The following is a 22243-nucleotide window of genomic DNA, read 5'->3' as shown; positions in this document are numbered from 1 at the left end:
TGGCTCTGAATCCTTTATCTTGAGATCACTTGGGTATAAGGAATAAACGTGATTTACCGTTAGTAAAATTAGCTAAGTAAATGAATAATAAGGTTGTAGGGAAAATAAAATTAACTATAGTTAATGCAAGTTTGTTTGCGGTCGTGTATTCGAAACAAATGATATGTAAAAGACAGGCAAAAAAAAACCACACAAATCTGTGTGGTCGGAATGTATAAAGCAATTAACTCACGCCAATTGAAAATAATCAGTTTCCTGATTAGGAGAAAGTAAAGTCAGCCTTCAAAAGGAAGTGTCATCTTGCTCAACTGTTAGTGCGAACACTAACTAGATGACAAGATGTACTATAACCGCTGAGTTACGATGTTTTTTGAATTAGATCAATTTTTGATTCGATTTCTGCTATTGATACTTAGGTAATCGTTTTCATTAACTCAAAAGCGCCATTTTATGACGGTTTTATTACATCTTGCTGCATATTTACTCCAATCTCGGACTCAGCTTGGGAGGCTTTTGTGGCCATCTTAGATTTTTTTGGAAAGAAAAAGTCACAACGTCCGGTCGAATTAGATATGGACAGACAAAGAAAATACGAAGCGCTAGTGAGAGCGTATCATCGGGACTTATACCGCTACGGCTACTGGCTATGCAAAGATCCGACGATTGCCGAAGATTTGGTTCAAGAAACCTGCCTTCGAGCATGGAAGTCACTAGACAGCTTACAAGATGAAAAGGCAGCGAAATCTTGGCTTATTACCATATTGCGCCGTGAAAACGCACGCCGTTTCGAAAGAAAACAATTTGATTTGGTCGACATTGATGACCACAGCAATGAAGCCAAGGTCAGCGATGACTCACACCACCAGACTGAGTGGATTCATGCGCAAATCATGAAACTTGAAGTAGAGTATCGCGAGCCGCTTTTTTTACAGGTCGTTGGCGGTTTCAGCGGTGACGAAATCGGTCAGATTTTAGAGTTAAACAAGAATACGGTGATGACACGTCTATTCAGAGCGAGGAACCAACTGAAAGATATGTTGGAGTCCGAAGACAATCACAAAGGAGCGCACAATGGATGAATTAGAATTCCGTCGTCGAATTATGTCCGATCCCAAAGAAAGGGACAGTGACATTCTTGACGCAATGCGTACCAATGACAGCAACAACAAGTTTGCCGATGATATTCTGGATCTTGATAACCGCATCGCGAAGGCGATGAATGTGGATGTTCCTGAAGATCTTGCTGACCGTATTCTGTTTAACCAAAGCTCACGCAACCAAACCAATGTGATAACGCCCAACTTTATTAAGCGCAGTATGGCAATGGCGGCATCGGTTGCCTTTGTTGTAGGTTTACTGGTTGGGCAAATAAACTGGGGCAATGTTTTAGTGGCACCCGCGCAAGCTAGTTTGGCTGCGACAGCAATTGAACATGTTATTGCTGAGAAGCCATTTGTTGAGCACCTTGATGAGCGAGTCAATACGCAGCAAATCAATGCCAAAATGGCCCCCTTTACTCACCAGTTGGACGCACAGTTTCCCTTCCATGTTTACTACCTAAACCACTGCGGTTTTGGTGAAGCAAATGCGCTGCACATGGTCTTTCAAGGAGAACACGGTAAGGTCACCCTGTTTATGACCAACATTGCTTCTGCCGATGTTGAAGATTTTCAAAAAGCAGGAATGGAAGGCATTATTGAACCTATGGGTAATGCCAGCATGGTGATTGTGGGTGAGAAAGGTGAAAATGTCGCTAATATCGCCAATTCTATAAAAAAACTTATCAAACCAGTTGCTATCTAACTGAACGAGCTCTAGTTAATAACTAGGGCTCTTTTTTTGCCCTAAATTTAGAGCTAATACTCTAAAAAGACGGTTTTCACAGCATTTTCCCGCACGATACCCTTCATTTCCGCAACTTTATCATCAAATTAGACAATGGTCGGATTTCTATATTCTATACTTCGGAATAATATCAGCCCCAAATGAGCAAATGCTCAAAAACAGCGCCCATAAGAGGCGACTAAAAAAGGAAAAAGCAATGAACAACACGCGTCTGTATAAAAAGACACTGCTTGCAGTGACGATCTCTCTTGCATCATCACTTACAGCACAACAAGCTCTCGCCGCAGGTTTCCAACTAAACGCACAATCAGCCACTGGTATTGGTCGTGCATTTGCTGGTGACGCGGTAATCGCCGATAACGCATCGGTGATGGCTCGTAACCCAGCCGCGATGGCTCTATTTGACAAAATGGAACTGTCTCTTGGTTTTGAAAGCATTACTTCAATGATTGAAGTGAAGGATGCTAAATATAAAGGGTTAGGTGCTCCAAGCGCAGTCCCTATTAGTGATACTGATGATGTAGGATCAACTTCTATTGCGCCAAATATTCACTTAATTGTGCCAGTCAACGACAAGTTTGCTTGGGGCGTCAACGCTTACTCAAACTTCGGTACTAAAACCGAATTTGAAGATGACTATGTCGCTAAAGAATATGGTGGCACAACTGACGTTAAAAGCTTCAACTTTGGTTTAGCGGGTTCGTACCGCCTAAACGAACAATTCAGTGTAGGAGCGGGTCTTGACCTTATCTACGGGCAAGGCACGATGAAGCGTGGCAACCCTGGTATCTTTGGTCCAGCTCCACATGCTCTTAACGTAGATAAAGCTGATGGCTGGGCAGTTGGTTTTAATGTTGGTACCGTCTATGAACTGGATGAGAACAACCGTTTTGGTTTAGCTTACCGCTACAGCCCAGAGTTTGAAGCTGAAGATGACAAAGGGCAAAAAATTACTCTGCCTTTGCCTGACATTGCAGAGTTTTCCGGCTTCCACAAAATTGAAGATACTAAATTCGCGGTGCACTACTCTATCCAATACATTGGCTGGGGCTCATTTGATAAAATCAAATTCCGCAATCTTGATGCTACCGCATCACCTATTGGTCAACTAGACGGCGGTTCTTACGATAAAGCCTACAAGTGGCAAGATGGTTGGCACTACGCGATTGGTGGTACTTACTACTTAAACAACGATTGGACACTACGTGCCGGTTACATGTATGACACCAGCGCCCAAGATAGTCTAACCTCTATCTCAGTACCGGACTCTGATCGTCAGTGGTTCTCAGCTGGTTTTACTTACCATATCGATACTGCATCGAACATCGACTTTGGCTTTACTTACCTCATGGGGGATGATGTCAAAGTTGAAGAGAGTCTTGCTGGTGGAGTAACGTCGTTAACGGCAACTACCCATGCTGATGCAATCCTAATGGGTCTACAATACAGCCGCAGCTTCTAATTGCTAACGCTTGAAAGACTATTGAAAAGGGCTGGTTATCCAGCCCTTTTTTGTGCCTCACAATTAACTTATTATCCCTTCAAAAAATTTCAGCGTACACGTGAACACATTTCTAAACGTGGTAGATGTTAATTTTTTCACAAATTAAACAACACAGGCGTTCGCCGAATCAAGAAGTGGTCCTACCACTTTTGTGGCATTTAATTTCTCACAATGCAATTTTCATAGAATTTTATCTTGAATATGCTATTTACAGTGTTTTTTATTTTTAAAGTTTTTACTCTAAATTTAACATCCCCGCACTAACTAAAATCATATTCAGCGAACATTACAATGAAAACAAACAAGTCTCTCCTATCACTTGCAGTGGCATGTGGCCTAATGTCAGCTTCAGCGTCGGTTAATGCCGCAGGTTTCCAGCTAGCAGAATACTCAGCAACCGGTCTAGGCCGTGCGTATGCGGGTGAAGCTGCAATGGCAGACAACGCAAGCTCACAATGGCGTAACCCAGCGTTGCTAACTTACCTAGAAGGGACTCAAGTTTCTGTAGGCGCTATTTATGTCGACCCAAATATTGATATTACTGGCACTAGTGACGGCTCAATTCCGGCGAGTTCATCAGACTTTGCTCATGACGCGGTAATTCCAAACTTCTACGTATCTCATAAGTACAATGACAAGTTTGCACTAGGCTTTGCGCTTGGTACTAACTACGGTATGGAAACCGACCTAGGCAAAGACTTTGCTGGTGCTAACCACGGCAATGAAGCAAGCATCATTTCCATGGAGGCTAACCTAAACGCCGCTTATCAGCTAACGAATGCAGTAAGCATTGGTGGTGGTCTGCGCTTTGTACAAGCAGAAGGTAGCTTTGGTGCCGTCGCTACAGCAACACTTCCAGGAGCAACACTGAAATACATGGAAGGTGATGACACAGCTTTCGCTTGGCAAATGGGTACTGTTTGGCAAATCAATGATACTAACCGTGTTGGTTTTACCTACAAATCAGAAGTCGACCTGACCCTTGAAGGGCATGCCAAAGGTCTGGGATTCATGTCAAACTATAAACCAGGTTCAATGAATCTAGCCCTACCGGCAACCGCTGAACTGGCAACATATCACCAACTAAATGAAAAAGTGGCTATCCATACCAGTATCAACTGGACCGATTGGAGCAGCTTTAAAGAACTCGTTGCTGATTTTCCAAATGAACCAAGCGTGTCAATTAAAGAAGAAAACTGGGAAGACAACTACCGCTTTGCAATTGGTTCTACTTACCAGTACAACAACAAGCTTCAACTTCGCACCGGTGTGGCATACGATACCTCAGCAGTAAGTGAAGAGCACCGCACCGCGACGATTCCAGAAACAGACCGTCTATGGCTAAGCATTGGTGCCGGTTACCAGTGGTCTGAACAACTAACGCTGGATGCGGGCTTTACTTACATCATTGCTAAAGATGCAAAAATGCACGAAAGCGACCTAGGGAAACCGGGTAAGCCTGGGGCTGATGCATTTGGTGGCGCATTCGAAGGTGAAGTGTCAGGTAGCATTTGGCTAATCGGTGTACAAGCGAACTACAAGTTCTAAGCTTGCGCTAACCCATCGCTACAATAATGGTGACAACAGAAATAACAAAGGCTTGGAGATTCCAAGCCTTTTTCGTTTGTTTCACTTAAGAGTGGATAAAATTAATCACAATTAAAGATCTTCTAAATACTCATCTAGATAAGCTTCTTCGTCGTGATCAATTTCTTGCTGCTTACTCTCAATTTCAGCTTTAAAATCTTGATGCTGAATATACACTTCACGAGTAAGTGCGTATGGATCAGGCGAGTTTTCAAGCATTGCTTCTTGTGTGACTAACGAAGCACGGCTCTCCATCCCCTCGAATGCCCATTTACCAAGCCCTGCCCAGAAGTTGAGTAGTGACAAAGGCACATACATACTATCAGCGAAATCAGCCGTTTCACGCACCGTCCAAGGACCATAACCCGGAACCATCACATAAGGTCCGTTACCCACGCCATAGTGACCTAGTGCATCACCCAGTGCTTTCTCGTTGTGATCAGTAATACCAGCATCAGAAGCGATATCAATCAAACCAAGTAAACCGAAGGTACTGTTGATCCAAAAGCGATTAAAGTGATCAAGCGCTTTACCACCGTTACCCATAATGAGGTTGTTAACCATGCTCGATGGCTCATCAAGGTTACTTAAGAAATTGGCAATACCAAGACGAACTGGGCGCGGCGTATAGCCAACATAAGCAAGGGACACAGGGCGCACAACATATGGGTCAAGATAGTCGTAGTTAACCGCCCACATTGAACGGTTAAAACCTTCAAATGGGTCGCTGACTTGTGAGGTGTTACTATAGGTTTCTGACTCGTCTTCTGGTGCACTGGCGCATCCCGCAAGCAACAAAACCGATAGTAGCGATGTCCATACCTTTGGCTTAAGGCTATCCATTATAATTTTTCCATGAAAAAGGCCGGTGAGTTTCCGGCCTTAGTTTACTGATATTTGGTGCTTATTAACACTGAATATTAATACTTCGTATTGACGATAACTTCAACCGCTTGTCCCATTTCAGTGGCTTGGCTCTCACCGTACCAATCGCCTTGCGAGGTCGCAACATTACCATCACTATCTATACGAACACGTACTACGTACTCTTCAAGTTGTGATAACTTTTGTCCTTGCATCATACTGTTGCCATCATCAAGCACAACCGTACGCGGGAAAGATCCTAATGGATAACGAGCCGCTGCCACTGGCATTGGTGAGCCATCTGCACGGTGAACAGAAACAATTAATGCCGCGCCAGAGCTAGCTTTAACTTGTGGTGCTAAATTGATGGTCACCGATACCGACTTACCATCCGCTGCCGTTACACCCATCTGTTTCTGGGCGTTCTCGATACTGCGTGCCAGCATTTGATAACGCTCGTCTTGCGGACCAATCATCTGCTGCATAATGCTCCAGTAACGAACAGCGGCAGCAAAGTCTTTACGCTCATAGGCATCAAAAGCTAATAGCGAGAATACTCTGACATCCATGTAGTTACGTTGAACAAGCTTGCCCAGTGTTGCTCGAGCCGTATCTTGGTCCACTTCTTCTTGAGACATCATTAATGATTGAGCGTAACCCAACATAATATCTGGATCGTCAGGCTTTAGGTTGTATGCTTTATCCATTGCGCCAATGGCCGTTTCAATGTCGCGGTTTGCTAACGCAATTCGACCTAATAACAACCAACCTGTCGCATCACTTGGCTCATAATGTAAGCGTGTACGCAGAGCCAAAGTAAGGTCTTGCATCTCATCGTCACTTAAAGACGCACCTTCTGGCGACATCAGTTTCTTAGATAATGCTGGTAAGTTTGAAGTCACTTGTTGCCATTGCTGTACATCTTCAGCGGCACCAAATTTTGCATACAGACCGTAGCTCAAAGCAATGGTAAGCAGCATGGAAGGAATGATCACTACCCATGGGTTGAGCTGAGTATGTTCAGACACTTGTTTTTCAGTCGGAATGTCATCCAACAGCGACTGTTTTAGGTCATCAATCAACTCTTGCTGATCAGCAACTAAGCCTTCTTCTGTTTCTTCTTCAAGCTCAGAAAGACGATCTTTATATAGGGCTTTGTTTAGCTCATCACGCAGTGCTTCGTCGTTGTTCTCTTTTTTCTTAATGAAAGGAAGAGCAACCAGCACACCACTGAGAGCAATAAGAACAATTGAAGAAATCCAAAATAGAGTCATTACTGCTTATCTCCGTTGTTCTCTTCATCTAATAGCGCTTTTAAACGCTGTTCTTTGTCTTGGTCCCACTGTTCATCAGTTGCTGCTTTTTTGGTTTTACGGCTACGCAGCACAATGATGCCAAAGCCTAGAACCACAACCGCTAACGGACCTAACCATAAAATTGAAGTTGCAACAGTAAAAGGAGGATTGTAAGTCACAAAGTTACCGTAGCGCGCAATCATGTAATCGACGATTTCGTCTTTTGACTTGCCCTGCTTGGTCATTTCATACACTTTGTGGCGTAGATCTTGAGCCAATTCGGCATTCGAATCTGCGATGGTGTTGTTCTGACATTTTGGGCAACGCAATGTATTGCCAAGCTCTTTAAACTGCTGCTCTTGTTGCAGGTTTTCAAACTCATACACTTCAATGGTAGCTTGTGCTGCCATTGAAAAAGTCAGTACAGCGAAGAGCGCAATAAACCATTTTTTCATTATTTAGCCTCCGCCACCAATTGCTGATACATAGGCTTCAGTTTCTCTTCCCAATTGCGCGGATTTACATCACCAACATGGCGGTAACGAATAATACCATTAGCATCAATAAGGAAGGTTTCTGGAGCGCCATACACACCAAGATCAAGACCAAGCATACCGTTACCATCAAACAGGCTGATCAAGTAAGGGTTACCAAGGTCATTTAGCCAACCCACAGCTTTGTCGCGCTGATCTTTGTAGTTCAGACCAATGATTTTCACTCCTTCACCCGCCAAGGTGTTTAGGTACTGGTGCTCTGCATAGCAAGTTGGGCACCAAGTCGCCCATACATTTAGCAGCAAAGGCTCACCTTTGAAAATCGCTTGGTCGTACAGTTTGCCCGGTTCAGCCAAGTCTTCTAAGCGGAACTCTGGTACAGACTTACCAACCAATACTGATTCCAGTTTGGTTGGGTCATCACCCTCTGCATTACGCACCAACTGAGTGGTAAACACCGCCGCCAACGCCAAAAATGCAATCAGCGGAATAAATAAAAGTTTCTTGCTCATTTATGCCTCCTGCTTATTGGCGTTTTTTCTAAAGCGGTAACGTCTATCGCTAATTGCAATCGCACCACCTAGTGACATGATGATAGAACCCGCCCAAATCCAATTTACAAATGGTTTGTAATAGATACGGATTGCCCATGACTTGTTGTCATCAAGGCGATCACCCATCGCAACATAAAGATCGCGAGTTAGGCTGCGATCAATCGCCGCTTCAGTCATCATCGAACGAGCCGTTCGGTAGAAACGTTTTTCAGCATGTAGAGTGTTGATGTATTTGCCGTCTAATGTGATCTCAAAATCAGCAATGTAACCATCGTAGTTTGGACCATCTTTATCGCGCAAAGCAGAGAAGTAGAAGTTGTACTCTTCTAGCTGGAAGTTATCTCCCGGCGCTAAACGAACATCACGCTCAATACTGTGGGTTTGCACCATCGCGATACCAATGATTGATACCGCAAGACCAATATGACCAAGCATCATCGCCCAATGGCTTCGTTGTAGTTTACGTACGCCCGTAAAGAAGCTATGACGATGCGTTGCACGCTCATACAACTCGAAGCAATGGAGAACCACAATCCACATCGCCATCAACCAACCTAGATAGGTCATAAAGACGAAGTAGTCTGAGAACATCCAGTTAAACAGACCAGCAAGAACAACGGAAATCACCGCTGAAATAGCCATAGGTTTAACAAGGGTTGATAGGTTGTCACGCTTCCAACGGATCAGAGGACCAATACCCAATACAAATGAGAATGGGATCATCAACCATGCAAACAACATATCAAAGAATGGTGCGCCGATAGAAACCGAACCAAGACCAATTTGCTTGTGAACCAGTGGTAACAATGTACCCACCAATACCACAACCAGAGCCGCCATCAGTAAGATATTATTAGCTAGCAACGCATTCTCACGCGAAACTAAATCAAAATTACCACGAACACGTACAGCGGCGCCTTTTACAGCAAACAATAGCAGTGAACCGCCGATGACGAACACCAAGAAGCCAAGAATAAACATGCCGCGTGATGGGTCAGAAGCAAATGCGTGTACCGAAACCAAGATACCTGAACGTACTAGGAAGGTACCTAATAAACTTAGTGAGAATGCAGAGATTGCCAGTAATACCGTCCACGCTTTAAACGTACCACGCTTTTCGGTGACGGCTAATGAGTGCATGAGCGCCGTACCCGCAAGCCAAGGCATGAATGATGCGTTTTCTACTGGATCCCAGAACCACCAGCCACCCCAGCCAAGTTCGTAATACGCCCACCAAGAGCCTAGAGCGATACCTAGAGTAAGGAACAACCACGCCGCCGTTGTCCAAGGACGAGACCAACGCGCCCAAGCGGTATCTAAACGCCCAGTCATGAGTGATGCTATCGCGAAAGAGAACGCCACAGAGAAACCCACATAACCCATGTACAGCATTGGAGGGTGGATAATCAAACCTGGATCTTGCAGTAGTGGGTTTAAGTCACGACCATCAACAGGGAAGAAAGGTAAGGTGCGCAAAAATGGGTTTGAAGTCAAAATAATGAACAACAAGAAGCCCACACTGATCAGCCCCATCACCGCGAGTACGCGGGCGACTGATTCTTGCGGCATGCCTCGACTAAACGTGGCAACAGCGACAGTCCAACCCGCTTGAATGAGTACCCAAAGCAACAATGAACCTTCGTGGGCACCCCATACCGCTGTCAGCCTATAGTACCAAGGCAGTTGGGTATTGGAGTTATTCGCTACGTAACTGACGGTAAAGTCATTGGTATAAAACGCCCATAGCAAAATACAAAATGAAAATGCCAGCAAAAGGAACATAGCCCATGAAAGAGGACGAGCGCTGTTCATCAATGCGGTATTATTTTTGGAAGCACCTACCAGCGGCAAAATGCTCAATAGCACTGCCATCGCAAGCGAGATGATCAGTGCAAAGTGGCCGAGTTCAGCAATCATTGACTGCTTCCTTGTTTTTGTTGATCTGAGTAGTTAAGTGGCGTATGGGTCTTTTCCATCGCTTCAGCAACTTCTGGTGGCATATATTCTTCATCATGCTTTGCCAGTACTTCAAAAGCTTCTATCGTTGTAGCATCGACTAACACGCCTTGCGCAACAATACCCTGACCTTCACGGAATAGATCAGGCAAAATACCATCATAGAAAACTGTCACTTTAGGACCAACATCATGCAGTTCAAACGTTACTCTTAATGATTCAGAATCACGTTTTACCGACCCCTCTACAACCATGCCACCAATGCGCAGACGCTGTCCGACGTGGGGTTTAGAGCCATCAGGTTTACCTTGTACTAACTCGGTTGGCGTATAAAACAAGTCCATATTTTGACCTAATGCATAGATCATCAGACCAATAGTCGAGCCAATACCAAGAAGAATGGCTAGAACAATAGCGAGCCTCTTTTTACGTCTTGGGTTCATAGAGTGTTCTCCAAATTCTTAGCGGCATCAATTCGAGCTTGACGAGCCACTTTATCTTGAACTGCAATAAGTAGAGATTTATGACGACGAACGCTGCTAATTAGCAAAGCAATCATCACGAAAAAGGTAATGCCGAATGCGCTCCACACGTAACCTGCATAGCCACCCATAGCAAAAAAATCACTCAAAGATTCAAAATGCATCGATTAGTTCCCCTTTTGAGTAAGACGAGCGGACATTTCAATCACCCAAGGGCGATGGCTTTCTTTGCTGATAATTTCATTTCGTAAGCGGATCAAAGTGACGGCTCCGAAGAAGAATGCAAATCCAAAAATATTCAGCAACAGTGGCCAAAGCATGTCGTTTGAAATTGATGGCTGATCGAATTTGGTAATCGTTGCACCTTGATGCAGCGTATTCCACCATTCAACAGAGAAATGAATAATCGGTAAGTTAATCACACCAACAAGTGCCAAAATACCTGCCGCTTTTGCTGCGGTTTTTTGGTCATCAAATGCATGATAAAGGGCAATAACACCGAGATAGAGAAATAGCAGGATCAGCTCTGACGTCAAGCGAGCATCCCATACCCACCAAGCACCCCACATAGGTTTTCCCCATACAGCACCGGTTAAAAGGGCAATAAAGGTAAACACCGCACCAATCGGTGCCATGGCGAGTGCCGCCATATCTGAAATACGAATTTGCCAAACCAAACCAATAAAGGCAGCAATAGCCATAGACATATAAGCACCCATTGACCAGATAGCAGACGGTACATGGATATATATGATTCTGAAGCTATCACCTTGCTGGTAATCGGACGGCGCGAATGCTAACCCCCAAACGGTGCCGATTGATAGGCAGGCAAAGGCTAAAATAGCAAACCATGGTAACAACTTGCCACATAGGCGGTAAGCTGCCTCAGGTTTTGCGTATGGATGGAGCCATTTCCACATTGTCGGTCTCACTCTTACTTCATTTATTACCGAGTTGTCATTCTCTCGGTTTTTAATAGTGTTGTAATTTATATACTGGGAATTTTTCGTGCTTGATCAAAAACAACTAATTAACACTTACTCGCAATGCGGCACTAATCGCGAACGGTGTTAACGTTAATGCCCCCATAAACATTGCGCCTAATACTGCAAGTTGCCCGTTGTACGCCATGCCCAATGAGGCAGCATCAATCGCGGACGTAGCAAATATTAGAATTGGTATGTAGAGCGGGAGAATAAGTAAACTTAGTAATACCCCGCCCTTTTGCAACCCAACAGTCAGTGCAACACCAATTGCACCAATAAAACTCAAGGTAGGAGTGCCCACTAATAAAGTTAATAGCACCGCCAGCCAAGTGTTAAAATCTAACGACAATAGCACGGCTAATAATGGGCTGATAATGATCAACGGTAACCCTGTTAGCAGCCAATGAGCAATCACTTTTGACATCACCACCAAAGGCAAAGGAATCGGTAGTAACATCATTTGCTCGAGTGCACCATCTTGGTAGTCATCTCTGAATAATCGTTCTAAAGAGAGCAAAGCCGATAGCAATGCCGCCACCCAAACGATACCTGCAGCAATACGCGCCAGTAGATTTGGCTCAGGACCAATACTGAGAGGGAATAAGGTAATAACGATGATGAAAAACCAAAGTGGATTAAAGATATCCGCTTGTCTTCGGTAGGCAATCAACAGTTCGCGTCGAACGATATTATTCATTAAGGCAAGCACGATTAACCACCTAGTTTGATTTTTCGTAATTTAGAATTGTCAGCAAACATATCTTGGTGTGTTGTTAGTACAACAATGCCGCCCTGCTCTGCATGACTGAGGAATAAGGCTTCTAAAACCTTCACCCCTTGCTTATCAATTGCAGTCAATGGTTCATCAAGTATCCACAATTTATGATCACTCAACCAAAGGCGCGCCAACGCAACACGGCGTTGCTGCCCAGCAGATAATTGAGCGACTGGGACATCTTCTCGACCGGCAAGACCAACTTTAACTAATGCTTGATAAATCGTCTCTTTGTCTGCCGACTGATTGTTATGAACGGAAACGTAAAAACGTAGATTTTCGTAGGCGGTTAGCTCTCGCTTAACCCCGGTTTGATGCCCAAGAAATAATAAATCCTGATGGTAATTATCGCGGTTAGATTGGATGTTATCCCCATTCCAGAAGATTTCACCATCATCACGCTCGCCTATACCCGCGACAATACGTAATAGCGTTGTTTTACCCGTACCATTGCGACCTTCAATTTGTACCAACTCACCACTATCTATCGAAAAAGAGAGGGACTCGAACAAAATTCTTTCGTCACGAATTGCAGTTAATTGTTTTACTTCTAGCATTGGCAACCACTATTAAAACTTAGACGTTTATATTACCACAGCCGTTTTTCTACAACATAGTGAATGAGCTTTACGAGTCACGAAACTACGTAAGAAGTTGTTAATAATTCACCACATCATGCATTAACTCACACTAAGCGTTCACAAATAGAAATATTTAGCAATAAATGCCAAGTAAGAAAGGACAAAAAAGGATGCATATAGCATCCTTTTTCAAATATTGTTATCTAGTGCGACGATGCTTTGAACGTTGCTCGGGCATACCTTCTAGAGGAGGGATCTTTTCTCGACCAGCCAACTTATTCTGTAGCGACATCATAAGTTCTGCTTCTGCTTTTGGCAGTTCACACTCTTCAATAAGCTCGTTTAAATCAGCACCTAACTGGACCATCTTTGTTGCACGAGAATAGAGGCGACCGTCGCCATCAGCTTGCTCAAGATCTTTAATACGTCCAACAAGATGCTGGATAATATCTTCTTGCTCACTGACTTTTTGACCCAATCCAATCACCACTGAACGAACTTCTAAAAGCTGTTTATTGGCTTTTTGGAGTTCACGGTCTAAATGACGGTGCTGCTGACGAGACGCTTCAGCTGCCTGACGCTGTGTTTGCTTCATACGTAACACGCTTAGAAGAAACACAAGCAATAAAAACGCAACCGCTCCTGCAATAACAGGAGCATTAAACATCCAGCTAGTATCCATTATAGATGAGCCATCTCATCCCATTCGTCATCAGATAGTAGTTTATTCAGGTCAACCAAGATTAGAAGTTTACCTTCGCGGTTACTTACACCTTGAATAAACTTAGCACTTTCATCCGTACCAACACTTGGTGTGGTATCAATTTCAGACGAACGTAGGTAAACCACTTCCGCAACGCTATCGACTAAGATACCAATCACTTGATGCTCTGATTCAATAACAATAATACGAGTATTATCTGTGATTTCGCCTTCCATCAAGCCAAAGCGTGAGCGAGTATCAATCACTGTCACTACGTTGCCACGAAGGTTGATGATGCCTAGAACATAGTCAGGCGCACCCGGTACAGGAGCGATTTCCGTATAGCGAAGAACTTCTCGAACTTGCATTACATTAATGCCGTAAGTTTCTTCTTCTAACTGGAACGTCACCCACTGAAGTACTTCGTCATTTGACTGTTCTTTTCTCATTTCTACTTCGCTAGTATGAGACATACCTTTTCCTCTCTAAGCCTGTAAGGGCACATTTCTATTTATCTAATGCTTTTACATCAAGTCCAGCATTTAGCATAGCGATCAATGCTTCAACATGGATCAAAGCGCACATTTTTTCTTTAACCATACCAGCCAGCCAAGGTCTTTTCCCTGCTGTCTCGCGCCAGCGAACTTTGTCGGTATCTAGTAACTCAGTACCCATTAATTGAGTTGAGGCTAATCCCCACATGCTTTCGCCAAGCATCACGATATACTGATATTGTTCTCTGTAATTATCATCGGTTAACTTTTCTGCCATGACCCACTTGGCGGTATCAACAACATCAAGCTGTAATTCTCTACTCGTTTGCAGACCCAAGTACCACTCAGGTCGACCAATCAAATGATTCAGTTCAGCCAAGCGATGGATTCCACCCAGTTCGTCAAGAGGAACAGCGAATGTGACACCATTGACATCAAAGTAGAGCACTTGGAAGTCCTGCTCGCGTTTGGTGCCTGTCCAATCTTTGGCAAAATTTGCACCTGATTGTGTTTCAAGTTCCACTTGAGTGTCTAGCTCGTTGGTCTCTTCAACCTCGACCACTTCAACCGTTTCAACTTCGAAAATCGGCTCTACTTCGACCATAGATTCGAGGACTGGAGCGATAACTTCAGGCTCAATATACGGTTCTGGCTCCCACTCTTGGATCTCTTCTTCATGCAAAGGAGATGCTGTAGCTTGCGCTATATCAAGGGTGTTTTGTTCCATCACACTTGCAAGATGCACATCATCAACCGCGTTATATGATTCAAGTTGCTTGAGCAACCTTTCAACATCTTCCAAGTTCGGAGCTTCAATTTCTGCCGTGGTTGGGTGGAAGAAGCTACTTGGCTCCTGCGACTGCACCTTAGGCTGAAATTGATATAAATCTAAAACTTCTGGCTCTGGCTCTGGCTCTGGCTCTGGCTCTGGCTCTGGCTCTGGCTCTGGCTCTGGCTCTGGCTCTGGCTCTGGCTCTGGCTCTGGCTCTGGCTCTGGCTCTGGCTCTGGCTCTGGCTCTGCAAGGATTGTCTCACCAACATCTGTGGTTACCAATGCTTGCAGTTCCTCGTCTTCACTCAATAATGAGGTGAAGTAGTCATCTAACGCTTGTTCACTGGAGAGTAGCGTATCTTCACTCATCAATCGCTAGCCTCTCTAGATGAAGCAATAACTGTTTGTAAGCAAACACACCACGGCTACCTGAGGCAAAATGCGATACAGGTAGATGCTTTAAACTCGCGTCTCTAAATTTGGTATCAATCGGAACGGCAGAAGACCAAACCTGGTTAGGGTAATCTTTTTTAAGTTGCTGCAATGTTTGTAACGACGCGCGGGTTCGCTTGTCGTACATCGTAGGTACGATTGTTACTTTAAACGGTTTACTACGTGATTTTTGCATAATCGCCAGCGTACGAACCATACGCTCCAAACCTTTCATCGCCAAGAATTCAGTTTGGACAGGAATCAGGATTCGATTACTGGCGGCAAGAGCATTCACCATCATCACACCAAGGATAGGCGGGCAATCGATCAACACGTAGTCATAGCGATCTTTGATCGCCATTAGTGCGCGCTTTAGTATCAATCCCATACCACTACGATTTCCCATGACACGATCGAGCGTCGCCAATGACATGTGAGCCGGAATAATATCAATTCCCGGAATATCACTGTCCATAACCAGCGGCATCACCGTGTTTTCGGTAAATTCCTTGATCTGAAATAGATCAAACAAGCTTGATGGCACGTTGTCTGAGTCGAAACCCAAGTACGTCGTAAGAGAGCCGTGCGGGTCTGTATCGACCAACAATACTTTCTTACCTTGCTTGCTGAGCAAACCGGCGAGCGTGATGGTTGTTGTCGTTTTACCAACACCGCCTTTTTGATTTGCAATACTCCAAACAATCATTGCCTTACCTCTACGCTAGGCTTACTTCTACTAGCATACGTTCAGCAATTCGCTCTAAAGGCAGGTCTTCTGTCGAAATACCCTCTTTTGCCACTGCTTGAGGCATACCATATACAACACAGCTTTCTTCGTCTTGAGCCCAGATAGTGGCTCCGGCGTTTTTCAGCATACGAGCACCTTCACGACCATCGGCACCCATGCCGGTCAGCACCATAGAAAGTACTTTGTCGCCGTAAATTTTTGCTGCGCTACCAAATGTCACATCAACGCACGGCTTGTAGTTCATGCGGTCACCACCGTCGATAATGCGCAATTTAGCACTACCGGGACGCCCTTCGACCATCATTTGCTTACCGCCTGGCGCTAAATATGCAACGCCCGGTTGCAACACATCGCCATCAGCCGCTTCTTTCACTTGAATCTTACACAGTGAATTCAAACGACTAGCAAATGCCGCCGTAAACGTAGCTGGCATATGTTGGATCAGCAAAATAGGATGCGGATAGTGAGCTGGCAACTTGGTTAATATTTTCTGCAACGCAACAGGACCACCTGTAGAGGTGCCAATTGCGGTTAACTGGTATTTTTTACCTGTCGCTTTAAAGCGTGCAGCTGCTGCCGCTGGGCGTGCAACCGGCGCCGCAGGGCGTTGCAAAGAGCCTAAAGCTGGTCTTGTGCTCGCTCTTTCAACAGGCGTGGTCGCTGGAGCGACACGAGGTGCCACTGGGCGACGCATACCGCCACGTCGTGAAGCAATCTGTATCACTCGTTGTTGCAATAAGCTTACCGCTTCATCACGATTACGAGCAATATCTTCAAACTTCTTCGGCAAGAAATCCAAGGCACCAGCGTCTAATGCATCTAATGTTGCTTTAGCGCCATCATGAGTCAACGATGAGAACATCAAAATCGGAATCGGATGCGATGCCATAATTTCACGAACGGCTGTTATACCGTCCATGATTGGCATTTCGATATCCATAGTGATGACATCTGGTTTGATTTTCAGTGCTTTTTCTACCGCTTCTCTGCCGTTAGTCGCGATATCAACCACTTCTAATCGAGCGTCTGAATTAATAATCTCACTCACTCGGCGACGGAAAAAGCTTGAATCGTCAACTACTAAAACTCGTATTGCCATGTTCTTCCTTTTTAATATTTAACGATTAGATTCGTGATGCAGCTGCGTAACGTTTCAATAGGTTTTGAACATCTAAAATCAGGGCAATATGACCATCACTTGTGATAGTTGCACCCGCCATACCCGGTGTGCCTTGCAGCAAGTTATCTAATGGTTTGATAACCACTTCTTCTTGCCCAATAAGGGTATCAACAACAAAACCGACACGTTGGCTTCCCAACTGTACAATCACGACATGACCGTGCCCTTTACGTTGTTCAACCGCTGCAGAGCGAGGAGCCAACCAGTTCTGTAAGTAGAACAATGGGATAGACTTATCACGGACAATAATCGTTAACTGACCATCAACTACGTTTGTACGACTTAAATCCAAGTGGAAAATCTCATTCACGCTTGCCAATGGCAGTGCGAATGGATTACCGCCAACACCAACCATAAGCGTTGGTAGAATTGCGAGCGTTAATGGTACTTTGATTGAGATTTGCGTTCCTTTGCCCATCTCTGAATCAATATCAATCGAGCCATTTAGGGTATTGATCGCTGTCTTCACAACGTCCATACCAACACCACGACCTGAAATATCTGAGATCTTCTCTTTACTGGAGAAGCCCGGCATAAAGATAAGATTGAAGCATTCTTTGTCAGTTAGACGAGAAGCGGCATCTTCATCCATCATGCCACGTTTAACGGCGATACCACGTAGCACGTCTGGGTCCATACCGCCGCCATCGTCAACGATAGCCAACTCAATGTGGTCGCCTTCTTGTGCCGCCGACAGAATCACTTTACCTGTGCGTGATTTACCTGCTTTGACGCGGTCTTCTGGCATTTCGATACCATGGTCAACCGAGTTACGGACTAAGTGAATCAATGGATCGGCAAGTGCTTCAACGAGGTTTTTATCTAAGTCAGTATCTTCACCACGCATCTCTAGTGTGATGTCTTTGTTCAAGCTTCTCGCTAGATCACGTACCACGCGAGGGAAGCGACCAAATACTTTCTTAATTGGTTGCATGCGCGTTTTCATTACCGCGCCTTGCAGATCGGCAGTCACCACATCCAAGTTAGAAACAGCTTTAGACATCTCTTCGTCGTTGCTATTCAGACCAAGGCTGATCAAACGGTTACGAACCAGTACCAGCTCACCCACCATATTCATGATGATATCAAGAGTGGATGTATCAACACGGACTGTCGCTTCTGCCTGAGGTTTTTTAGCCGGTGGCGCTGCGTCTTTCTTTGCTGGCACCTTAGCTTCAACTTTTGGTGCAACCACAGGCGCTGGCGCAGGGGCTGGCGCGGCAACAGCTACAGGTGCGACAACTGGCGCTGCTGGAGCGGCTGGCGCTGCAATATTAGCGGCGGCAGGTTTAGTGGCAGCGTCCAACTCTTCAATGCTTGGACCTTTACCTTGACCATGCAGTTGATCAAGTAGCTTTTCAAACTCATCGTCAGACATCAAGTCTTCATCGCCAGCAGATGCTACCGCTTTCGGCGCTGGAGCTTGTGGGGCTGCAACGACAGGTGCCGGTTCTTGTTTGCCAGGGGCATGACCAACACCGTGAAGTTCATCAAGAAGCTTCTCAAATTCGTCGTCGGTAATATCACCAGATTCACTAAATGACTGGGGAGCTGATGATGGTGCTGGCGCAGCAGGTGCGGGTGCTACTGGTGCAGCGCTAGCGTTAGGCGCAGAGCCTACACCATGTAATTCATCAAGTAATTTTTCAAATTCATCTTGAGTAATTTCATCGATAGAGCCCGCATCGACTTGGCTGTTTTGCTCAACAACCGGAGCAGCTTCGATAACGGGAGCCGGTTGTTCAATAATAACTTCAGGTTCAACTGGCGCTACTGCAGCTTCGTCTTCAGAAGCCGGTTTACTTAGACGATGAAGTTCATCGAGAAGTGACTGATCAGCGGCTTCCATCTGCTCAAGATCTTGTACTGCTTTAAACTGCTCGTTAACTGTGTCGAGCGCTTTAAGCATTGTGTCCATAAGACTTGCGGTCACTTCACGTTGTCCGTTACGAAGAATATCGAACACGTTCTCCGCACCATGACAAGTATCAACAAGCTCAGTGAGGCTTAAGAAGCCTGCTCCACCTTTCACCGTGTGGAAACCACGGAAGATAGCGTTGAGCAGATCCTTATCGTTCGGGTTGTTTTCTAGCTCTACTAACTGTTCAGAAAGTAGCTCTAAAATTTCACCCGCCTCAACTAAAAAGTCCTGAAGAATATCTTCGTCTAAATCGTAGCTCATAAGTTAACCTCTAAAACCCAAGACTGGAGAGTAAATCATCTACTTCGTCTTGCGATGAAACCGCATCATCCCTTTGAAGAGGATTAATAATCGGCCCTTCCGCTTCGGTTGATGCTTTTTTCTTGTTATTGGATTCGTCTTCTTCCGACTGATTTTGACCAAAAACTGTAAGAATATCAACGAGTCGCATTTCAACTTCGTTAACTAGCTCAATAACACGTCCGATTATTTGTCCGGTTAGGTCTTGGAAACCTTGAGCCATTAGAATATCCGTAAGCAAGCTACGCAATTCACTACTGTTACCCTCAACATGCCCTAATAGGTCGTCGATGCGGTGACAAAGCGCTTTAAACTCGCTCAAATCAATCTTGCCGTGCATTAACTCATTCCACTGTGGTCTTACTTGAAGTAAACCATCGTGTAAGTTGTCTGCGATTGGCATACAGCGGTCAACTGCGTCCATTGTTTGATTGGCTGCAACTTCAGTTTTTTCAATAACGTATTGAAGGCGGTCCCGGGCATCCGGGATTTCGTCATTGGCAAGTTGTGAAATACGCTCATCAAGATGAAATTGTTTGATCGACTCATGCAAATCACGAGTCAATGCCCCAATCTCTTGCAGCATTGGTTCACTTGGTATGTCGTAGACGCCTTTTACTAAGTCATCTGCGGCTTGTTGGTTACCACTTTCCAAAAGCTCAACGAGTTGTTTTGCCTGTTCTAATGAAATCATTCCTAAATGGCCTTGTTCGCCCAAATCAACATAGTCAACGATTTGACTATAAACGCTCGAAAATTTTGTCTAACTTTTCTTTTAGCGTTGCTGCGGTAAATGGTTTTACGATATAGCCATTTACACCAGCTTGAGCAGCCTCGATGATTTGTTCACGCTTAGCTTCAGCCGTGATCATAAGTACTGGTAGGTGCTTCAACTCTTGATCCGCACGGATATGCTTAAGCAAATCGATACCTTGCATACCAGGCATATTCCAGTCTGTAACAACAAAATCGAAATCGCCCTTCTTGAGCATAGGCAATGCAGTTAAACCATCGTCCGCTTCTTGGGTGTTATTAAAACCCAAATCACGAAGTAGGTTTTTAACGATACGGCGCATTGTTGAAAAGTCATCAACAATCAAGATTTTCATGTTTTTATTCAAAATTGCCTCCACTGATTATGATGTCAGTGATTTCTAGTCATTGTTTGTCCACGCACTTAATTTAGTACGTAGGCGTTGCATTGATTGGCTTAGTATTTGGCTAACGCGTGATTCGCTAACCCCAATTACCTCACCGATTTCTTTCAAATTTAACTCTTCGTCATAGTAAAGAGATAAAACCAAGGCTTCTCGTTCTGGTAGTGATTTTATCGATTCTACCAGAGCTTTTCTAAAAAATTCATCCGCAACACCTTGAAAAGGTGCATTTTCTTCATCGGTATCATCTGAAGTTATAACATCTTCAGAGACACCTAAGTCTTCAATCCCTACCAAACGAGAGCAGTTGATATCAGTTAAAACGGTATGGTACTGATCCAACGACATCCCCACATGGTTCGCCACTTCGGCATCTGTGGGGTCTCGATTTAGCTGACCTTCAAGAATGGCGATAGCCTGATTAATTTCGCGGCTATGTTTGTGTACAGAACGTGGTACCCAGTCTCCACGACGGATGTCGTCAAGCATAGCGCCACGAATGCGTATTCCAGCATAGGTCTCAAAACTTGCCCCTTTGCTGCCATCGTAATTCTTTTGTGCTTCAAGAAGGCCAATCATTCCCGCTTGGATAAGATCTTCAACCAAAACACTTGGTGGCAAACGGCCAAGCAAGTGGTGAGCAATACGTTTAACAAGGACAGAGTATTTCTCAAGAAATACTCTTTGGCTGTTATGATTTCCGTATTGGTCGTAGGTCAATGCCTTATTCACCAAATGGTCCCTCTAATGGTTCTGGTCTGTTTAGCAAACGCTCAACAAAAAATTCTAAGTGTCCACTTGGCGCTTTTGGTATTGGCCAAGTCAATGCTTTGTTTGCTAACGACCCTATTGCTAATGCCGCTGGGGAGCGTGGAAACGCATCAACCACAATTTTTTGTCTTTTTACTGCTTGTCGAACTTTATCATCTAGTGGGATACATGCGACGAGCTCAAGGCTCACATTCAAGAATCTCTCTGTGACTAAGGTCAACTTTGCAAACAATTCTCGCCCTTCTCGGTAGCTTCTGACCATATTTGCAACAATTTTGAAGCGTTGCACTTGGTGGTCTTTACTCAGCAACTTAATTAATGCATAAGCATCAGTGATGGATGTCGGTTCGTCACAAACAACCACAACCACATCTTGTGCTGCTCGAGAAAAACTGATCACCATGTCTGAGATACCTGCCGCGGTGTCAATCAGCAGCACATCCATTTCATCTTCTAAGCTACCAAATGCTCGGATCAGACCCACGTGTTGTGCGTGGCTCAATTCCGTCATTGATTGAGTACCAGAAGTTGCTGGAATGATTCTGATCCCATGCGGACCTTCAACAATCGCATCAGCAAGTTCACACTCACCGGCAAGCACATGTCCAAGGTTACGTTTTGGTCGAATGCCTAACATTATGTCAATATTGGCCAGACCTAAATCGGCATCCAAAACCATGACTTTCTTGCCTTGACGAGCCATGCATATTGCTAGCCCGAGAGTGACATTAGATTTACCCACGCCACCTTTACCGCCAGTTACCGAAATAACCTTGGTGAGTGAAGGCTGAGTTAAGCGGCGCAATCCGCTAGCTTGGTCTTGTATCATATTCTCTGTCATC

General features: G+C 44.7%; 24 protein-coding genes. 4 read left to right on the top strand and 20 right to left on the bottom strand.

Going from position 1 to position 22243, the window contains the following annotated elements; translation table 11 throughout:
* Positions 1-515: 515 nt before the first annotated feature.
* From H2O73_RS08600 to H2O73_RS08585, 4 genes are all read left to right on the top strand, one after another.
* Positions 516-1079 carry a sigma-70 family RNA polymerase sigma factor gene (locus H2O73_RS08600; protein ID WP_182108443.1) on the top strand — a complete coding sequence of 188 codons (564 nt, stop codon included), beginning with the start codon at positions 516-518 and terminating at the stop codon, positions 1077-1079.
* Positions 1072-1803 carry a DUF3379 domain-containing protein gene (locus H2O73_RS08595; RefSeq protein ID WP_182108442.1) on the top strand — a complete coding sequence of 244 codons (732 nt, stop codon included), beginning with the start codon at positions 1072-1074 and terminating at the stop codon, positions 1801-1803. The genes H2O73_RS08600 and H2O73_RS08595 overlap by 8 nt, the downstream gene beginning before the upstream one ends.
* Positions 1804-2041: 238 nt before the next feature.
* A complete protein-coding gene (locus tag H2O73_RS08590) occupies positions 2042-3307 on the top strand; it encodes an outer membrane protein transport protein (protein ID WP_182108441.1) in 1266 nt (421 codons plus the stop codon).
* A 333-nt stretch (positions 3308-3640) separates the two neighbouring features.
* Positions 3641-4897, top strand: a complete 1257-nt coding sequence (locus tag H2O73_RS08585; RefSeq protein ID WP_182108440.1) for an outer membrane protein transport protein — start codon at positions 3641-3643, stop codon at positions 4895-4897.
* Positions 4898-5008: 111 nt separating this feature from the next.
* On the opposite strand, the gene H2O73_RS08580 is transcribed toward H2O73_RS08585, so the two are convergent.
* From H2O73_RS08580 to H2O73_RS08485, 20 genes are all read right to left on the bottom strand, one after another.
* On the bottom strand, positions 5009-5779 hold the full coding sequence (locus tag H2O73_RS08580) for an MlaA family lipoprotein (protein ID WP_182108439.1): 771 nt from the start codon (positions 5777-5779) through the stop codon (positions 5009-5011).
* Between the two features lie 77 nt (positions 5780-5856).
* A complete protein-coding gene (gene ccmI / locus H2O73_RS08575) occupies positions 5857-7074 on the bottom strand; it encodes a c-type cytochrome biogenesis protein CcmI (protein WP_182108438.1) in 1218 nt (405 codons plus the stop codon).
* Positions 7074-7550 (bottom strand): cytochrome c-type biogenesis protein, encoded by a 477-nt coding sequence (locus tag H2O73_RS08570; protein WP_182108437.1) that lies wholly within the window; start codon positions 7548-7550, stop codon positions 7074-7076. Before H2O73_RS08570 ends, ccmI begins: the two co-directional genes overlap by 1 nt.
* On the bottom strand, positions 7550-8101 hold the full coding sequence (locus H2O73_RS08565; protein WP_182108436.1) for a DsbE family thiol:disulfide interchange protein: 552 nt from the start codon (positions 8099-8101) through the stop codon (positions 7550-7552). Before H2O73_RS08565 ends, H2O73_RS08570 begins: the two co-directional genes overlap by 1 nt.
* The gene (locus tag H2O73_RS08560; RefSeq protein WP_182108435.1) at positions 8102-10060 is read right to left on the bottom strand and encodes a heme lyase CcmF/NrfE family subunit; all 1959 of its coding nucleotides are present in this window, start codon (positions 10058-10060) and stop codon (positions 8102-8104) included.
* Positions 10057-10542 carry a cytochrome c maturation protein CcmE gene (gene ccmE, locus H2O73_RS08555; protein ID WP_182108434.1) on the bottom strand — a complete coding sequence of 162 codons (486 nt, stop codon included), beginning with the start codon at positions 10540-10542 and terminating at the stop codon, positions 10057-10059. Before ccmE ends, H2O73_RS08560 begins: the two co-directional genes overlap by 4 nt.
* On the bottom strand, positions 10539-10745 hold the full coding sequence (gene ccmD / locus H2O73_RS08550; RefSeq protein ID WP_182108433.1) for a heme exporter protein CcmD: 207 nt from the start codon (positions 10743-10745) through the stop codon (positions 10539-10541). Before ccmD ends, ccmE begins: the two co-directional genes overlap by 4 nt.
* A 3-nt stretch (positions 10746-10748) precedes the next feature.
* Positions 10749-11501 (bottom strand): heme ABC transporter permease, encoded by a 753-nt coding sequence (locus H2O73_RS08545; protein ID WP_182108432.1) that lies wholly within the window; start codon positions 11499-11501, stop codon positions 10749-10751.
* A gap of 106 nt (positions 11502-11607) precedes the next feature.
* A complete protein-coding gene (gene ccmB, locus H2O73_RS08540) occupies positions 11608-12264 on the bottom strand; it encodes a heme exporter protein CcmB (RefSeq protein WP_220457526.1) in 657 nt (218 codons plus the stop codon).
* Between the two features lie 14 nt (positions 12265-12278).
* On the bottom strand, positions 12279-12899 hold the full coding sequence (gene ccmA / locus H2O73_RS08535) for a cytochrome c biogenesis heme-transporting ATPase CcmA (protein ID WP_182108430.1): 621 nt from the start codon (positions 12897-12899) through the stop codon (positions 12279-12281).
* A 223-nt stretch (positions 12900-13122) separates the two neighbouring features.
* Positions 13123-13605 carry a DUF2802 domain-containing protein gene (locus H2O73_RS08530; RefSeq protein ID WP_182108429.1) on the bottom strand — a complete coding sequence of 161 codons (483 nt, stop codon included), beginning with the start codon at positions 13603-13605 and terminating at the stop codon, positions 13123-13125.
* A complete protein-coding gene (locus H2O73_RS08525) occupies positions 13605-14099 on the bottom strand; it encodes a chemotaxis protein CheW (RefSeq protein ID WP_182108428.1) in 495 nt (164 codons plus the stop codon). The genes H2O73_RS08530 and H2O73_RS08525 overlap by 1 nt, the downstream gene beginning before the upstream one ends.
* 34 nt (positions 14100-14133) lie before the next feature.
* On the bottom strand, positions 14134-15261 hold the full coding sequence (locus H2O73_RS08520; protein ID WP_182108427.1) for a chemotaxis protein CheW: 1128 nt from the start codon (positions 15259-15261) through the stop codon (positions 14134-14136).
* Positions 15254-16030: a ParA family protein gene (locus H2O73_RS08515; protein WP_182108426.1), complete on the bottom strand. Its 777-nt coding sequence runs from the start codon at positions 16028-16030 to the stop codon at positions 15254-15256. Before H2O73_RS08515 ends, H2O73_RS08520 begins: the two co-directional genes overlap by 8 nt.
* Positions 16031-16040: 10 nt before the next feature.
* Positions 16041-17171, bottom strand: coding sequence for a protein-glutamate methylesterase/protein-glutamine glutaminase (locus H2O73_RS08510; protein ID WP_182108425.1), 1131 nt, complete (start codon positions 17169-17171; stop codon positions 16041-16043).
* 25 nt (positions 17172-17196) lie between these two features.
* A complete protein-coding gene (locus H2O73_RS08505; protein ID WP_182108424.1) occupies positions 17197-19434 on the bottom strand; it encodes a chemotaxis protein CheA in 2238 nt (745 codons plus the stop codon).
* Positions 19435-19444: 10 nt separating this feature from the next.
* Positions 19445-20167, bottom strand: coding sequence for a protein phosphatase CheZ (locus H2O73_RS08500; protein ID WP_182108423.1), 723 nt, complete (start codon positions 20165-20167; stop codon positions 19445-19447).
* A 46-nt stretch (positions 20168-20213) separates the two neighbouring features.
* Positions 20214-20582: a chemotaxis response regulator CheY gene (gene cheY, locus H2O73_RS08495; protein ID WP_075649797.1), complete on the bottom strand. Its 369-nt coding sequence runs from the start codon at positions 20580-20582 to the stop codon at positions 20214-20216.
* A gap of 45 nt (positions 20583-20627) precedes the next feature.
* Positions 20628-21362, bottom strand: a complete 735-nt coding sequence (locus tag H2O73_RS08490; protein WP_182108422.1) for an RNA polymerase sigma factor FliA — start codon at positions 21360-21362, stop codon at positions 20628-20630.
* Complete coding sequence (locus H2O73_RS08485) at positions 21355-22242, bottom strand: MinD/ParA family protein (RefSeq protein WP_182108421.1); 888 nt, start codon at positions 22240-22242, stop codon at positions 21355-21357. The genes H2O73_RS08490 and H2O73_RS08485 overlap by 8 nt, the downstream gene beginning before the upstream one ends.
* Position 22243 lies beyond the last annotated feature (1 nt).

The organism is Vibrio marinisediminis (assembly GCF_014050145.1).
Classification (GTDB): domain Bacteria; phylum Pseudomonadota; class Gammaproteobacteria; order Enterobacterales; family Vibrionaceae; genus Vibrio; species Vibrio marinisediminis.
Note: the sequence above shows the minus strand (reverse complement) of the source record. Positions and strands in the feature narration are given on the sequence as shown.

What these genes read in the sequence shown, in the direction of transcription:
- ccmB (WP_220457526.1), bottom strand. Translation starts at nt 12,264, where the DNA reads ATGAATAATATCGTTCGACGCGAACTGTTGATTGCCTACCGAAGACAA.
- H2O73_RS08510 (WP_182108425.1), bottom strand. Translation starts at nt 17,171, where the DNA reads ATGGCAATACGAGTTTTAGTAGTTGACGATTCAAGCTTTTTCCGTCGC.
- H2O73_RS08545 (WP_182108432.1), bottom strand. Translation starts at nt 11,501, where the DNA reads ATGTGGAAATGGCTCCATCCATACGCAAAACCTGAGGCAGCTTACCGC.
- ccmE (WP_182108434.1), bottom strand. Translation starts at nt 10,542, where the DNA reads ATGAACCCAAGACGTAAAAAGAGGCTCGCTATTGTTCTAGCCATTCTT.
- ccmD (WP_182108433.1), bottom strand. Translation starts at nt 10,745, where the DNA reads ATGCATTTTGAATCTTTGAGTGATTTTTTTGCTATGGGTGGCTATGCA.
- H2O73_RS08515 (WP_182108426.1), bottom strand. Translation starts at nt 16,030, where the DNA reads ATGATTGTTTGGAGTATTGCAAATCAAAAAGGCGGTGTTGGTAAAACG.
- cheY (WP_075649797.1), bottom strand. Translation starts at nt 20,582, where the DNA reads ATGAAAATCTTGATTGTTGATGACTTTTCAACAATGCGCCGTATCGTT.
- H2O73_RS08595 (WP_182108442.1), top strand. Translation starts at nt 1,072, where the DNA reads ATGGATGAATTAGAATTCCGTCGTCGAATTATGTCCGATCCCAAAGAA.
- H2O73_RS08570 (WP_182108437.1), bottom strand. Translation starts at nt 7,550, where the DNA reads ATGAAAAAATGGTTTATTGCGCTCTTCGCTGTACTGACTTTTTCAATG.
- H2O73_RS08580 (WP_182108439.1), bottom strand. Translation starts at nt 5,779, where the DNA reads ATGGATAGCCTTAAGCCAAAGGTATGGACATCGCTACTATCGGTTTTG.
- H2O73_RS08525 (WP_182108428.1), bottom strand. Translation starts at nt 14,099, where the DNA reads ATGTCTCATACTAGCGAAGTAGAAATGAGAAAAGAACAGTCAAATGAC.
- H2O73_RS08585 (WP_182108440.1), top strand. Translation starts at nt 3,641, where the DNA reads ATGAAAACAAACAAGTCTCTCCTATCACTTGCAGTGGCATGTGGCCTA.
- ccmI (WP_182108438.1), bottom strand. Translation starts at nt 7,074, where the DNA reads ATGACTCTATTTTGGATTTCTTCAATTGTTCTTATTGCTCTCAGTGGT.
- H2O73_RS08530 (WP_182108429.1), bottom strand. Translation starts at nt 13,605, where the DNA reads ATGGATACTAGCTGGATGTTTAATGCTCCTGTTATTGCAGGAGCGGTT.
- H2O73_RS08520 (WP_182108427.1), bottom strand. Translation starts at nt 15,261, where the DNA reads ATGAGTGAAGATACGCTACTCTCCAGTGAACAAGCGTTAGATGACTAC.
- H2O73_RS08590 (WP_182108441.1), top strand. Translation starts at nt 2,042, where the DNA reads ATGAACAACACGCGTCTGTATAAAAAGACACTGCTTGCAGTGACGATC.
- H2O73_RS08505 (WP_182108424.1), bottom strand. Translation starts at nt 19,434, where the DNA reads ATGAGCTACGATTTAGACGAAGATATTCTTCAGGACTTTTTAGTTGAG.
- H2O73_RS08565 (WP_182108436.1), bottom strand. Translation starts at nt 8,101, where the DNA reads ATGAGCAAGAAACTTTTATTTATTCCGCTGATTGCATTTTTGGCGTTG.
- H2O73_RS08560 (WP_182108435.1), bottom strand. Translation starts at nt 10,060, where the DNA reads ATGATTGCTGAACTCGGCCACTTTGCACTGATCATCTCGCTTGCGATG.
- H2O73_RS08500 (WP_182108423.1), bottom strand. Translation starts at nt 20,167, where the DNA reads ATGATTTCATTAGAACAGGCAAAACAACTCGTTGAGCTTTTGGAAAGT.
- ccmA (WP_182108430.1), bottom strand. Translation starts at nt 12,899, where the DNA reads ATGCTAGAAGTAAAACAATTAACTGCAATTCGTGACGAAAGAATTTTG.
- H2O73_RS08485 (WP_182108421.1), bottom strand. Translation starts at nt 22,242, where the DNA reads ATGACAGAGAATATGATACAAGACCAAGCTAGCGGATTGCGCCGCTTA.